Annotated in this window: 17 protein-coding genes and 1 riboswitch; of the genes, 4 read left to right on the forward strand and 13 right to left on the reverse strand. The window is 26.4% G+C overall.

Annotated features, from left to right (window positions below; genetic code table 11):
* Positions 1–245: 245 nt before the first annotated feature.
* From ACY1IQ_RS16640 to ACY1IQ_RS16660, 5 genes are all read right to left on the reverse strand, one after another.
* Positions 246–989, reverse strand: a complete 744-nt coding sequence (locus tag ACY1IQ_RS16640) for a lysophospholipid acyltransferase family protein (RefSeq protein ID WP_461615024.1) — start codon at positions 987–989, stop codon at positions 246–248.
* Between the two features lie 74 nt (positions 990–1,063).
* Positions 1,064–2,047, reverse strand: coding sequence for a tRNA epoxyqueuosine(34) reductase QueG (queG, locus tag ACY1IQ_RS16645; protein WP_461615025.1), 984 nt, complete (start codon positions 2,045–2,047; stop codon positions 1,064–1,066).
* A 255-nt stretch (positions 2,048–2,302) separates the two neighbouring features.
* Positions 2,303–3,271 carry an NAD(P)/FAD-dependent oxidoreductase gene (locus ACY1IQ_RS16650; protein WP_461615026.1) on the reverse strand — a complete coding sequence of 323 codons (969 nt, stop codon included), beginning with the start codon at positions 3,269–3,271 and terminating at the stop codon, positions 2,303–2,305.
* A 295-nt stretch (positions 3,272–3,566) separates the two neighbouring features.
* The gene (locus ACY1IQ_RS16655; RefSeq protein ID WP_461615027.1) at positions 3,567–3,986 is read right to left on the reverse strand and encodes a hypothetical protein; all 420 of its coding nucleotides are present in this window, start codon (positions 3,984–3,986) and stop codon (positions 3,567–3,569) included.
* A 665-nt stretch (positions 3,987–4,651) separates the two neighbouring features.
* Complete coding sequence (locus ACY1IQ_RS16660) at positions 4,652–5,212, reverse strand: hypothetical protein (protein ID WP_461615028.1); 561 nt, start codon at positions 5,210–5,212, stop codon at positions 4,652–4,654.
* Between the two features lie 273 nt (positions 5,213–5,485).
* Between ACY1IQ_RS16660 and ACY1IQ_RS16665 the strand changes: the two genes are divergently transcribed.
* The 3 genes from ACY1IQ_RS16665 (at position 5,486) to ACY1IQ_RS16675 (ending at position 7,287) form a co-directional block, all read left to right on the forward strand.
* Positions 5,486–6,562: an NAD(P)H-dependent flavin oxidoreductase gene (locus tag ACY1IQ_RS16665; RefSeq protein ID WP_461615029.1), complete on the forward strand. Its 1,077-nt coding sequence runs from the start codon at positions 5,486–5,488 to the stop codon at positions 6,560–6,562.
* Between the two features lie 278 nt (positions 6,563–6,840).
* Positions 6,841–7,026: a hypothetical protein gene (locus ACY1IQ_RS16670; protein ID WP_039635450.1), complete on the forward strand. Its 186-nt coding sequence runs from the start codon at positions 6,841–6,843 to the stop codon at positions 7,024–7,026.
* 12 nt (positions 7,027–7,038) lie between these two features.
* Positions 7,039–7,287, forward strand: coding sequence for a spore coat protein (locus ACY1IQ_RS16675; RefSeq protein WP_039635448.1), 249 nt, complete (start codon positions 7,039–7,041; stop codon positions 7,285–7,287).
* 197 nt (positions 7,288–7,484) lie between these two features.
* On the opposite strand, the gene ACY1IQ_RS16680 is transcribed toward ACY1IQ_RS16675, so the two are convergent.
* The 4 genes from ACY1IQ_RS16680 to ACY1IQ_RS16695 form a co-directional block, all read right to left on the reverse strand.
* A complete protein-coding gene (locus tag ACY1IQ_RS16680) occupies positions 7,485–7,946 on the reverse strand; it encodes a cupin domain-containing protein (protein WP_461615030.1) in 462 nt (153 codons plus the stop codon).
* A gap of 87 nt (positions 7,947–8,033) precedes the next feature.
* Positions 8,034–9,305: a TraB/GumN family protein gene (locus ACY1IQ_RS16685; protein WP_461615031.1), complete on the reverse strand. Its 1,272-nt coding sequence runs from the start codon at positions 9,303–9,305 to the stop codon at positions 8,034–8,036.
* 128 nt (positions 9,306–9,433) lie between these two features.
* Positions 9,434–9,664 carry a DUF2164 domain-containing protein gene (locus ACY1IQ_RS16690; RefSeq protein ID WP_461615032.1) on the reverse strand — a complete coding sequence of 77 codons (231 nt, stop codon included), beginning with the start codon at positions 9,662–9,664 and terminating at the stop codon, positions 9,434–9,436.
* Positions 9,665–9,691: 27 nt separating this feature from the next.
* A complete protein-coding gene (locus ACY1IQ_RS16695) occupies positions 9,692–10,189 on the reverse strand; it encodes an HIT family protein (RefSeq protein ID WP_461615033.1) in 498 nt (165 codons plus the stop codon).
* A 299-nt stretch (positions 10,190–10,488) separates the two neighbouring features.
* Positions 10,489–10,573, forward strand: a riboswitch (cyclic di-GMP riboswitch).
* A gap of 23 nt (positions 10,574–10,596) precedes the next feature.
* Here ACY1IQ_RS16695 and ACY1IQ_RS16700 point away from each other — a divergent pair.
* Entirely contained in the window at positions 10,597–11,043 is a 447-nt protein-coding gene (locus ACY1IQ_RS16700; RefSeq protein ID WP_461615034.1) for a carbohydrate-binding protein, read from the forward strand.
* 211 nt (positions 11,044–11,254) lie between these two features.
* Here ACY1IQ_RS16700 and ACY1IQ_RS16705 read toward each other — a convergent pair whose 3' ends face one another.
* The 4 genes from ACY1IQ_RS16705 to ACY1IQ_RS16720 form a co-directional block, all read right to left on the reverse strand.
* The gene (locus ACY1IQ_RS16705) at positions 11,255–11,896 is read right to left on the reverse strand and encodes a hypothetical protein (protein ID WP_461615035.1); all 642 of its coding nucleotides are present in this window, start codon (positions 11,894–11,896) and stop codon (positions 11,255–11,257) included.
* 187 nt (positions 11,897–12,083) lie between these two features.
* Positions 12,084–13,244, reverse strand: coding sequence for a MerR family transcriptional regulator (locus tag ACY1IQ_RS16710; RefSeq protein WP_461615036.1), 1,161 nt, complete (start codon positions 13,242–13,244; stop codon positions 12,084–12,086).
* A 267-nt stretch (positions 13,245–13,511) separates the two neighbouring features.
* The gene (gene tnpA / locus ACY1IQ_RS16715; protein ID WP_461615037.1) at positions 13,512–13,982 is read right to left on the reverse strand and encodes an IS200/IS605 family transposase; all 471 of its coding nucleotides are present in this window, start codon (positions 13,980–13,982) and stop codon (positions 13,512–13,514) included.
* Positions 13,983–14,111: 129 nt separating this feature from the next.
* Positions 14,112–14,549: a hypothetical protein gene (locus ACY1IQ_RS16720; RefSeq protein WP_461615038.1), complete on the reverse strand. Its 438-nt coding sequence runs from the start codon at positions 14,547–14,549 to the stop codon at positions 14,112–14,114.
* Positions 14,550–14,557: the final 8 nt, after the last annotated feature.

Here is a 14,557-nt window from a genome sequence, read left to right on the forward strand (position 1 = left end):
ACCAGTATAGATAAACTACTTAAAAAATTAATGTATAGGTGAATATAGCTACATCCTTGAGCGTTTTAATTCACAATTCACAATGCAAAATTCACAATTAAGGTTGAAATTAATTCTTTATGAATTAATTTCTTAAACTAATTTTTTTACTAGCAATGCATTGCTAGCCATTTATAAGAAGTTACTATATCGCTTCAAATAGAAAAAGTCTATACCTTCTTAGATATAGACTTTTTCTTATATAATTATTCACTTGTTTGACTACTAGAAATTTCATCGTTATTTTCTTCTAGAGAATAAACTCCTCTATACTTTTCTGGTACTAATTTTGCAACTGAAAGCATAAGTTCTCTTAATGCCCTATTACTATAACTATTTTTATCCTCGTCTTTTTGCTTTTCTACTATTTCTACTGGTGATCCTATATTAATAAATATATCTGCTTTTCTAAAGGTTTCTTGTCCCATATCATTATCATTTATTGGCATAAAATTCTCTGTTCCACATAATCCTATTGGTACTATAGTAGCTTTAGACATTTTTGCTATTAAAAGAAGCCCTTTTTTAGCTTCTATCATACTACCAGTTCTACTTCTTGTCCCTTCTGGAAAAATAACTATATTCCTTCCTTCTTTTAAGCTTTTAATTATCTTTGCAATAGCCTCTTTATCGGCAGAATTTGGCTTTATAGTTATAGTCTCAACAACTCTTATTCCCATTTTAGTAAAAGAATTTTCACTTAGCTTTTCTCCGGCTACAAATATAGGATTTTTCTTTTCAAGAATTGTATTTAAAACTAAGCCATCTGCATTGCTTAAATGATTGGCTATAAATATAATTGGCCCTTCTAGCTTTTCTATATTTTCATATCCCGTAATTTTAACATTTGCATATTTTTTATAATATCTATAAATAGCTGATTGTATTAATTTATCTCCTAAGCTTTTTGGAAGTTTTTCTATCAAACGAAATTTAGCAGCTAAATCCATTCTTTATCCACCTCTACATTTTAAAATTCTATCATAATCTTCAACTTATAAAACCTGTATGAATTTATAATTGTTTAAGTTTTATTTTTAAAAAGTTTATCATAATATTCCCTTATATATGGGGAATTTATATTCTTAATTATATTATCTTTATCTTCATGCTTTATATTATTATAATTAATAAGACTATTTCTTATTAGGATATTTTTGCCTCTCCATCCACAACTACATTTTTGATATTTCTCTTTAAAGGTAGTATTATTCATATTAATTATATCTATAAGCTCATCTTCTTTCATAAAATCAAAGGCTTTAAACTCTTCTATGTGTGAAAATTTAGCTTTTTTATTATAAGGACATATATCTTGGCAAATATCGCATCCAAAAATCTTGCCTTTAAACTTATCAAACCAATGTTCATCTATATGTTTTTTTTGAGTCATATAGGATAAACATCTATTAAAATCATTATCCTTTACTTGCTCTTTAAGAGTGTCAGTAGGACAAGCATTTAGACATAATTGGCATTTTCCACAACTCTCTTTTATAGGACTATCAATTTCTAAGGGTAGATCTGTTATTATTTCCCCTAGAAAAACGTAAGAACCATATTCCTTAGTGATAAATGTATTGTTTTTTCCTACGAATCCAATACCGCAAAGATACGCAATATATCTTTCAGGAAGTGGATTATTATCCACAAATCCTATAGCTTTTCCACCTAAACTTTCAATATATCCACATATTTTCTGTAGATATTTTTTTACTACCACATGATAATCTTCACCTAAAGTATATTTTGAAAAATATTTAACCTTTCGATTTTCATCATGTAAATATGGAAATGCTATTGATATTATAGTTTTTCCATCTTCCATTAATAAAAACGGATTTATTCTTTTTTCTACATCATCTTCTTCAAATTCTATCTGAAACCCTTTTTCTTTCCTATAAGAATAATAATTTTCTAATTCAGAAAAAACTCTACAGGTTGTAAATCCTACAGTTGTAAGACCTAAAGATTTACAAAAGTTTATAATACTAGTTTTATTGTTCATGTTTATAATCCTTTATAAATTTTATTTAATATATTATATCACAACTTATACAATTGAGAATTGACAATGGACAATTGACAATTAAGGTTAAAATTATTTTTAGGCAAAATAATTTCTTTAATGTATTTTTAATTGGCAATGCAATTGCTAATTATTGTAGGAGCGAACACTGTTCGCTGCTACATTCAATCAATTTTAAATTTCTCAGCTTCTGCTGAGAAATTTCCACAATTCTCCATTGTCAATCATCAATTCTCAATTGCCTAAGTATTCTGCTACATATTTTCCTACTAGTTCACTTTCTATTTCTATTTTATTTATTTGTTCATATCCTTTAACTACAGTACCACAAGCGAATATTCCATCTATTGAAGTTTCCATATTATCTTTTAAAATCATTTTTGAGCTTTCTTGTTCTATATCTATACCAGCTTTTAATGCTAGAGCATTTTCTGGATGAAGGTAAATAGATAAAACTAAGGTATCACAACTTATATAACTTTTACTATTAGGAATAACTTTGTTATTCTCATCTAAAAGTCCTATATTTACTCCTTCAACTCTTCCCTTACCAAAAACATTAGTAACTCTAGACTTTAACATAACAGGTATATTGAAATCCTTGATAAAGTTTTTCACTTCTTCATTAATTGCACTTAATCCCTCTGTGGTTTCAATAATTCCTTTAATCTTTGCTCCTTCTAATACTAGGCTTCTTGTTGCAAATAATGCCGGATCTCCTGAACCTAAAACTAACACTTCTTTACCAGGCATTATTCCGGCTCTATTAATTAATTTCAATGTGGATAAAGAAGTAATTATCCCTGAACATCTATGACTTAATATGTTTTTATATCCTAATGGTCTTTCTCTACATCCCATAGCTAAGATTATTGCCCTCGAATAAATTTCTAAAATTCCTTCTTCATTTACTGCCACTATGGTTTTATTTGTATGTAAACTTATAACATCTGTTGAAGTTTTATATTCTATTTCATATTCTATTAATTTATTAACTAAGCTTTGAATATACTCTGGTGCTGTTAAGTCTCCTCCTATATATTTACTTCTAAAGCCGCTATGAATACAATTTATTAACATTCCTCCAAGTTCTATTTCTCTATCTATAATTAAAATATCTTTAATACCATTTTCTTTTGCAGCAATTGCTGCGATCATGCCACTTGGTCCTCCACCAATAATTACAAGGTCATATTTTATCATAAATAAACCCCTCCATAATAATAGGTCACTAATTTCTAAGTTTCTATACACTACCAATTATAATATAAAATTCATAAGTTGTAACTTATTCAATTTATAGTGATGAGTTTAAACCTAAAAATAGTATAACCCTATAGGGCTATACTATAATTTATTTATTTGAAACTATTTTTTTATTTTCTTATTTTATATTTTTACACATAATTATAAGTTAAACTACAACAGAGGTTGTGACAATGATGTTCATGAAATTTTATACTTTTTCTAACAATTCATATCATAACAAATTAAATGATTATATTTTTATCCCTAAAAATATGAGAAGAATTCCTAATATAATATAAATAATTGTTTCATAAGAAAATTTATTTTTCTTATTTTCTTTTATATATTTTTTTATTTCATCTATTATTTGATTGCATACACTATTATTTTCAAGTTGAGATAAGTAAACTGTAGTTCTTCTAAATATTTCTTTTAATTTTATATCCACTCGTTTTTCTCCATAAGCTATCATTAAAGTATCGTCCTCAAGTTCCCATGGAATACTTTTTTGTGAAAAAAAGTCTGCTAATATTTCAATTAATTCTTCCTTAAGCAATCCATAAACAGTATAAACTTTTGCATAGAATACAAATATCACCAAAATAGCTGATATACATATAGTTGTTATTAGTGTAAATTCATCCTTTTCTCTAATAGTTCTTAATATCAATTCAATAAAGAGTATATAAAAAAATATTGAACTTCTAGTTATCCTTTCTTTAATAATAAATTTTCTTCTGCTTATAAGAAATCCAAATACTATAATTATAACTCCAAATACTATACTTAAAATTTTAAAATCATAATCTTCCTCCTAAATTATCTCTATCCCTAAATTATATGATTTAAAAAATTTTTATACCATTTAATACCATTATATTCTTAAATATAACTATTAAATTCTACATTTTATTAGCTAAATTTATTAGAAGTTATAGCTTTCAGAACTCTTCTGATTATAAGAAATTACAGAAGTAATTTCTTATAAAAAACTAGCAATTACATTGCTAGTTTAAAATCAATTAAAAAATCAGTTTAATCAAAACTAACTTCAACCATATTTTCAATTGTATATCATCAATTTTCAATTAACTAACTTTCTCTACAGCATTAGTTAATTTTCATTAGTATTGTTCCTGATCATACTGCACCTCAGGGGAACCCTAAAGGGCTTCACTACTGTTCCCCTGAGGTGAAAAAACTAGCAATTACATTGCTAGTTTAAAATCAGTTAAAGAAATCAGTTTAATTAAAACTAACTTCCTCCTTAATTGTCAATTGTCCATCCTCAATTCTCAATTGCCTAAGTTTATATTTTTAAAATTACTAACATTATTATATAAAAAATCCTAGAGAAATTATTATAACTCCAAGTAATATTAATATTGCTGACGCTGTTGAAAATTTATTTCTTTTATCTTTATAAAATTCTTTTTTTAGCTCTTCTATTATTTCATCACACTTCTCTTTATCTTCAACATTAACTACATTAATAGATGTAATATATGATGTAGATTTTAGTTCAATTTCAGTGATTTTCTCTCCTATGTCCACCGATAACTTGTTTTCATTCTTAGTTATACTATACTTAAAGTTTTTCTTTGTGAAAAAATTAATCAGAACTGTAGTTACGTCATCCCTAGACATCCCAAAAAAAGAATATGTTTTCCCATAATATATAATTACTAAAATATAAAATATAGAAATTAATATCATTGAAGCTATAAACATAACTATATTGTTTAATTCTATTTTAAAAATCCCTTGAAAAATTAAATAAATGAATAGAAATGTAAGAAAAGAACTTTCTTTTATAACTATTTTTCTTTTAGATATATATAAACCTAATAATAAAATTATTATTCCTGATAAAATATTAACATACTTTATTATCATATATCTCTCCTAAAATATTAATATTTATTATAATAACATTTTTTTGAAATTATTTTCAATATTTATACTATTAATATTTTTAAAATTTTATAAATTATATAAGATATGATTTAGTGAAAATATTTTTTTCCTATTTACAGTTATATTCATTTTATTATAATAGGTCCATGAAAATTATAAGTTGATGATATTTAAATAATAGATTATAATTATTACAAATTAGTTTGATTATCAAAATATTTTATAATCAAAACAAAGGAGATGTTTTATTAAATGGATATAAAACCATTAAAAATAGGAGATTTAGAAGCAAGACTACCTATAATTCAAGGGGGAATGGGTATAGGTATATCCTTATCTAACTTAGCTTCTGCTGTTGCAAACTGTGGAGGTATTGGAATTATCTCTGCAGCACAAATAGGATATGATGATGAAGATTTTGAAACTAATGCTTTTGAGGCAAATTTAAAAGCATTAAGAAAACATATAAAGCTTGCTAAAGAAAAAGCTCCAAAAGGAATAATAGGGGTTAATTTAATGGTAGCAATGAAAAACTATGAAGAATATGCTCTAGAAGCTATAAAAAGTGGAGTAGATTTAATAATTTCAGGCGCTGGGCTTCCTACTACTCTTCCTAAGATAGTTAAGGATTATAAAACAAAGATTGCACCTATTGTATCTTCATTAAAAGCAGCTTCTGTTATATTAAAGATTTGGGATAAAAAGCATAATGTAGCTCCTGATATGATTGTAGTAGAAGGCCCTAAGGCAGGAGGACATTTAGGGTTTCATAAAGAAGACGTAGAAAAAGAAGAATGCAGCTTAGAGAGTGTAGTTCCACAGATAGTTGAAGCAGTTAAACCTTATGAGGAAAAATATAATAAAAACATTCCTATAATTGCTGCTGGTGGAATTTATGATGGATTTGATATTGCAAAGTTTCTAAAATTAGGTGCTCAAGGAGTACAAATGGGTACTAGATTTGTGGCCACAGCAGAGTGTGATGCACATATAAACTTTAAAAAAGCTTATATAAATAGTAATAAAGATGATATTTGCCTCGTTAAAAGTCCTGTAGGAATGCCTGGACGTGCCATATTAAATAATTTCACTAAAACAGTTGAAAGTGAAAATCAAAAGATTGATAGATGTTATAATTGCTTAATTCCTTGTAATCCTAAAGAAACTCCATATTGTATAACCACAGCTTTAATAAATGCAGCAAAGGGTAATATGGAAAATGCTCTAATTTTTTCTGGTGAAAATGCATATAAAGTAAATAAAATAGTCTCAGTTAGAGAACTTATGCATGTCCTTGAGAGTGAAATAATGATTTCAATTGATGATTAACAATTACAATTAGTTAAAGCTTAAGAATGAAGAACTTATGGAGGCTTTTATTAAAGTTACTTTATAACTTTAATAAAAATTAGTTTCCTCCATAGTCCTTCATTCTTATATTTTTTTACCATTCTTTTATGTTATGACCCTAAACTTATTTAAGTATTATAGCTATACTTCCTTTGAATGCTTATTCTTCTAGGACTGTAATTAATAATTAAATTATGAGAATAAAATATATTTTATGTGTAATACTAAGGTTGAAATAAAAAGTTAGGAGTGATTTTATGCAAAACTTAAACCAAATGGAATTACAAAATCTTCGTCATCTTATTGGCGCTCATGGAACAATAGCAAATAAACTTGACGATTTTGCTAATCAATGTACTGATCCACAATTAAGCCAAATGCTAAAAACTGATGCTCAAGAAGCAAGAGCTGCTAAACAAAAATTAATGGGATTCTTAGGATAGGAGGGTATAAAAATGCAAGAAAAAGATATAATGAATGACTATTTAAGTATGATTAAGAGTAGTTTAACTGGATATGCTACCATAATATCTGAAACAGATAATCAACAATTAAGACAAACACTTCAACAAATGAGAGACAGTGATGAAGCTCGTCAATATAAAATTTATCAAGCAGCTAAAGAAAAAGGATATTATAAACCTGCTCAACCAGCAAAACAAGAAGAAATAAACACAGTAAAATCTGAATTAACTATGGGCTAATATCTATTATCCTAAAAAATTAACAAAAGATTATTTTTACTTCAAAACTTTCATAAAGGCAGGAATACCTGCCTTTATTTCATTAATTAAATATAACCTTTTACATCGATAATTAATATATAAATATTAATATTTTCTACATATGTCCATAATTCCAAATTCTTTTATATCAATTGATGAGTATGTCATATTCTCAATTATTCATTTGGATCTGATGTCCATCCTTTTGATATAATATCATCATCAACTTTAAAAGCTAATCCCTTATTTCTTACATATAAGATATTTTCATCAGGGTATATAGCAATATCCTCATCTTCTTTAGTTCCAACGTCCAGTATTTGCAATACCCCTTCACTATTATTAATAAATTGATGTGTGATATTTTTGCCAGCAGGCTTTGAAATCACATCTCCAGATTTAACTTCAAATTCTTCGTCGTTTATTCTTATGATTCCCTTCCCACTCATTATAAGAAAAAACTCTTCTTGCATTGAATGATGATGATATTTTGTGCTTTTATAACCTGGTTCTATGCAGTCTATATTTACATATATTTTTTCACTACCTACAGCATTTCCTACATACATTGTTTTAGCCCCTTGAAACTTACTAATATATTGCTTTGGTATATTATTTATATTGTATATATTTTTCATAAAATCCGCCTTTCTTGTTTAAATCAATATAAATTAAGTCTATTAGACTTTCTGTCATTTCAATAATTCCTAATTCTTTTAAAATTATTATTTGCCTAAAGGCTCTGTTGGGGTAGAATTTATAACTACAACTATATACTGAAAATAATCAGTAGTTACTCCATCTTTGGCTACTTGTCCAGTATAGTTTGGATTCATTGGCCATATTAAACTATTTTCAAAAGGAGAGTTTTCTCCCTTTAATTTAAAAAGAGTTATAGGCTTCATAAAATATTTATTAAAATCAGCAGATTTGTAGGAATATATATGCTTTTTACTATAATCTCCTATATTCATATACATACAGTTCTTATATAAATAAATTATTGATAATACCTTACCTTTCACAGGAGAATTGCTACCATTCATACGTGCAGCTAACCAAGAAACTCCTCCCTGCTCTCTTTGAAAAGCATGGTTTAGCCCCCATTGACCATAATACTTACCTTTTGGTAAATGATTATAAACCTTAATAAAATTTTCGTATATTTTTTCATCTCTAATTTTATTAAAATCTTCTTCTGAGGATACTATATCCATTCTATTTATTATATTTTCATTTACTAATTGAAATCCAAAAAAATTATCCTCTAGATATTCTTCATATACATTTTTATTTTTTTCCATACTATTTTTTAACTCTGAGCAAAATTTATATAATCTATCATCTGCTCTATTTTCATCTAAATATCCACTGTTAATTATGCTATTAAATTCCTCCATATTACTTTTTATTTCATCTGGTACTTTTTTATTAGGTAATACCGAATTCATATATCTAAGTCCATTTACAGACTGATGTTCTATATCAATACCTACAATTTTAATTTTTTTATCATCAGGCAATGTTTTATTATATTCATATACTTTCTTCCAATGTTCATATCCCTGCTTATTCCATGCAAAAGTACCTTTAAGAGGTTTGTACATTTCCTCTAATATACTTTCATCTCCAGTTTTCAAATATTGATTTAAAAAACAGCTATCACTATATGACAATTCCATTAAATAATAATTAATATCTGCCTTTTCTTTAAAATACTTTAAAAATTTTAACTCTAGCTCTGAGTTGGCCTTTATTCCATGATTTTCAGCTGTAAAAAATATTTCTTTATTTTTTAAATCATTGTCTAATAATTGAAAAGAAGAAAAATCATCATTATCTTCTAAGTCTAAAGCTGAATGATTTTTTTCTAAAAAGTTTTCAACTTCAATATTCTTTTCCATTTTTTCTTCACTTTTTAAAATTTTCATAGTAAAAAAACTTACAATGAAAATGAATATAAAAACAATTAATGTAGTTTTTAATACTTTTCTCACAGTAGCCCCCCTGATTAAAATTCATTTAATATGGAATTTTTCCTAATAATAATTTGAACTAATATTTTATTAATGATTTCTTTAAAGTTGAAAAATAATATAAAATATATTTTTAATTGTACATTGCTTTAATATGTTTGTATCTCTAGTAAATCCTCTATTCTGTCATTCATAAATTTATATGAATCATAAACCCCTTGGTTATAAAATTCACTTGATAGCTCTTTTATGATAAAATCTAAAATCATTCCACAGGCTAAATCTCCTAATTCTTCTTCTCTTTCTTCTAAAAAATAATTTTTAATTTTAGATATCATTTCTTCTCTTTTTTCTTTTCTTAATTTAATTTTACTGTTCATATTTTTATCCTCCTCAATATTTCAGTGTTACCTCTTATATTGCTTTAAGTATTTTAAAGAATCTTTTATTAAATCTACTGTTTCTAAAACTTCTGAAATATTTTTTTCTGTTTTATAATTATTTCTTGTATAATTCATTATATCCCTAACAGCAGATAATGAATTTTCAAATTTATCATTCATCCATTCATATCTAGGTAAAAGCCATATGTGAAAATGTCCTGATCTCTCTTCTTGAATTATGCTTATTTCATTAATATCTTCTATACTTTTTAATGCTACTCTTACCTTATATACTAAATCAAATAATTCTTGGGACTCCTCATAACTAAGCTGTGATATTGATTTTATATGTCTTTTTGAAGCAATAATTAAAAAAGCTTTTATAGGAATTTCTGGGTCTTGGTGAAGAATAAAATTATTAGTTTCAGCTATTATTCCACCTGGTGGCATTATTTCTCCTAAGGCAATAGAACAACCGATACATTTACATTGCCACTCTTTATTTAAAATATCTTTAATCATAATGAAGCTCTCCTTACAAATTTATATTAAATAATACTTAGCCATATAATAAATCAATATAACTCACTTACGGTTAAATTATTGATATATTGTAAATATATTCTACCAAAGATATTAATAACCTTTCTTTTTTCATATAAAGATAAATAATCATAAATAGCTAATTATCTTTTTAATTATTACTGTAGAAAGAAGAAATTACAGTGAAAAATACTTCATTTTTATAAATCCCTTTATTAATATTACCTTTATGGTTTTTATTGACAAGATAATTTGGAAATGATATTATTAATTTGGTTAAATTTAGAAGAAAATTTTGAAGTGTGTTCTGTATATGGGCATCTAGAACATATGAAGTTACTGATGCAACCAGCTTCTAAAAATTGTATAATTAGGGGGAATTCTTTATGAAATCAAAAAGAACTTATTCATTAGTAACAATTATGGCATTGCTTTTAGCCGGAACTATTAATGTAACTGCAAATGCATCTGTACAAGAGAAGAACAAAACACTTACTGATAAATTGCAAACTAATATAGTGGTTAATTCATTAGAAAAAAATAAAACTACTATACCTGAATGGACAAAAAATACTAGATATTATGTAGGTGATAAAGTTATACATGAAGGGAAAATTTATGAATGTATAGTAGATCACTCTAGATTATCTCCATCAACAAAGTATGTGTGGAAACTTATAGGAGAAAATAAATTACCTGAGTGGAAAAGAAATACTAAGTACTATGTAGGTGATAGAGTTATACATGAAGGTAATATTTATGAATGTATAGTAGATCACTCTAGATTATCTCCATTAACAAAGTATGTATGGAAACTTGTAGGAGAAATCTAGTCCTATATATGTTGCTAGATTATTATAAAAGTCTTTAATTATTAAACTCAAGAGTAAAATACTTAAATTATAATAAATATTAGATTATTAAAAATTCCTCAAATAGAGGAATTTTTTTATATATCAAAAGATAAAAAAACTAAGCTTATATTGCTTAATCCTTAAGTGTATGATACTTAACTTTTGCTTTTAAATTTATTATACTGACTAGTTATTTTTTCGAAGATGACTTAACTTTAAAGCCTTTATCTGTAGTTATTATTTTTATGTTTAAAATATTAAGTAATTCAGATAAACTCTTAACTTGATTAATATATTTGATGTTGTTTTTCTTAACTAACAATTCTACCATTTTTATAATGTCTTCTTTTTGTTCTTTATCGAGTTTATAATTATCTTTTAAACACAATCCATTAATATAAATTAATGTAGTCCAAATTTGCTCCTCTGCAATTTTATTAATATCCATAAGTACCCATGTAAAATCTTTTCTTCTGTAATTTGCTGGATATGCCTTCTTAAAAAACTCTATAAAGTGATTAATAGGCTTTGGATCTTTTTCCTTAACATACTTTCCTAATTGTGCTTTTAGTTGATTCTTTAAATACATGATTGTATTAGGTTTAATAACATCTTTCATTTTATCTATACTATTATAAATTAATGTATATGTATCTTGTATTTGCTCACTTGTTATATTGCCTGCCTTAAGTACTTTTGTAATACTAATATATTCTAATATATTCTTCTTGCAATTTAATTCTTTATTATATAGTACTTCCCAAATTTCCTTTGCCCCTAACCCCTCCAGGTTTTTATTTATCTCTAATTGAGTTTTATCATTAATATCCATATTAAAATGTACCATCCTTTTTTGTTTTCATTATATCATAATTATGATATGAAATTCTTAAGAGGCTTTATATAGATATACCAGCTCTAAATTTAATATATATGTGAAAATAATTTGTATACCATAGGGACGGTTCATTAAAATATATGAATACTTTTTTAATTACTAAAAAATAATGAACCGTCCCCTATCTATTCACTTTAAATATACAGGCTTTTGTAGTTATGGACGCATCTCCATTTTTCTTAATGTAATCCTCTATATATTCTCTAAAATCATCTTTCTTTTTTCCTACAAGTACAGAGCTTCCTTTTATACTAGAAGCTTTATAAGAAACAATAGCATCAATATTAGATGTAACAATCTTTCCTTCTAAGATTTCCACATTAACTTTACTAAAATATTTTTCTAATAACGCTTGTCCATCTTCAAGTTGGAATCTATCACACATTCCATTATTATGAAGCCCTAAGGCAGAATTAAATTTTTCTATGAGATTATTTAACTCATTCATGGTTTCACAGGAATTAGTGGTAGCATAAAATATCCCATCTTTAGCAAGAACTCTTTTTATTTCTGATAAGACTTTTTCTATATCTGGAACAAGATAGAGCATATGTCTTGCAATTACTACATCAAAACTTTCATCTTCATAAGGAATATTTTGTGCATCAATCTCCTTATATATAAAATCTTGCTCTATTTGCTCTAATTTTTCTTTTGCATTCTGGAGCATAGAAGCAGAAAAATCAGATAAAGTAATATTCCATTCGCTATTCACACTCTCTTTGTTCTTAAGCCAAAGTTCCCCAGTACCGCAGCCTAATTCTAATATTCTTGCTTTACTTGGAAATTTCATTTGATTAAAACACCAATTATTCCAATCTGTTTTATTAGTATTATAACTATGAAGCTTAGTTCTTAAATTAAAATTTTCAGTATTTTTATACTGTTCTTTTACTTTACCTTCCATATTAGTTATCTTGATAATATCAATAAGCTTTTCAACCTCTAAAAATCCATTTTCTTTTATTTGATTTTCTGCTTTATCAAAGACAGTTATAACTGATTCTATATGTTTTTTCTTTTCTTCTAAAGCACTTTTTTGAGTGGTAATTATGCTTTCTAAATTTTCTTCTCTTCTATATAAAATTTCATTTATTTCATTCAAAGATAACCCAATAAATTTCAAAGTAATAATTTGCTGAAGTCTCAAAAAATCTTCTTCACAATAAACTCTGTATCCAGAACTAGTTTTATATGATGGTTTTAATAATCCGATTTTCTCATAATGAAGTAGCGTTTTTACAGTTACTCCTGCTCTTTTAGCAAACTCACCGATTTTCAAGATATTACCTCCCCTCATAGTTATTCTAAGCTCCTACTTTAGGTAGGAGTCAATCTCTAGTTATAATGTTTTAAAATATATTAGTAACTTTATTATAATTTAGCCTGTAAACTATGATTTTCCTTTACAGATTCGTAAAATCAGGACCACCCGTAAAACGGGTGGTTTGCTTTAGCCCTATAAGGGCATATTACTGGCTGTGCTGCTCGCACGCCGAACGGTTTGCCAACCGCAAATTTTTACTAACTACCCCTAAAGGGGTTTATTTTACCTGCTCTTCTTTACTGGCTCACCCGTAAACGGGTCAATATATTCTTTTAAACTCAATTGCTCATATGCTACATCTTCTTGTATTTGATTTTTTATATATTCTTCAATTGCTTTTTTATTACGCCCAACTGTATCAACATAATATCCCTTGCACCAAAATTGTCTATTTCCATACTTATATTTTAGATTAGCATGTCTATCAAAAATCATAAGAGAACTTTTTCCTTTTAAGTATCCCATAAACTGAGCTATACTTAATTTAGGTGGAACACTAACTAACATGTGTATATGGTCCTTGCATGCATTTGCTTCTATTATTTCTACACCCTTATGTTCACATAACTTTCTTAATATTACTCCAATATCAACTTTTATCTTTCCATATATTATTTGTCTTCTATACTTAGGTGCAAACACTATGTGATATTTACAATTCCATTTGCTATGTGCTAAACTGTTATTGTTCATTATGAACTCCTCCTTTGTATTTCAAGTATTGGTCGGCAAACCTAATACTTATTTTACTAAAGGAGGATCTTTTTTTATACTCATAGCTAAAAGCTTTTTAGAACCACAGGTATAACCTGTGGTATTCTTTTATACAATAAATCCTATAGAAAAAATTATAACCATAAAAATGTAAGATACTATTGAAATAATAGTTCCATCAATTGTATTAGTAAACATCATCATTATTTTTGTAGCTATAGGCACTATAAGTATCATATAATTTTGAGATATTCCTGCTATTATAAAATTTCTATTTGTGTCATTTACTAATATAAATTGCCAAAGATAAAAAAGGAATGATATAGACCACAGACTATTACCTATAAAAAAACTCTTTACTCTATTGTAATTTGCCCTTGAAAATACTTTTCCAGCCCAAAACCAAAATATAATAAAAGCAATAGCAAATATCCATGGAACCGTAGAATATATTTGTAAAATAAAATTAACTCTGTTTATAATAATCCCAATTATTAAAGGTATTAATATTATTAGTATATATTTAGATTTATTTTCACAGTTCATAAAAACCT

Source organism: Clostridium sp. Marseille-QA1073, from assembly GCF_054863625.1.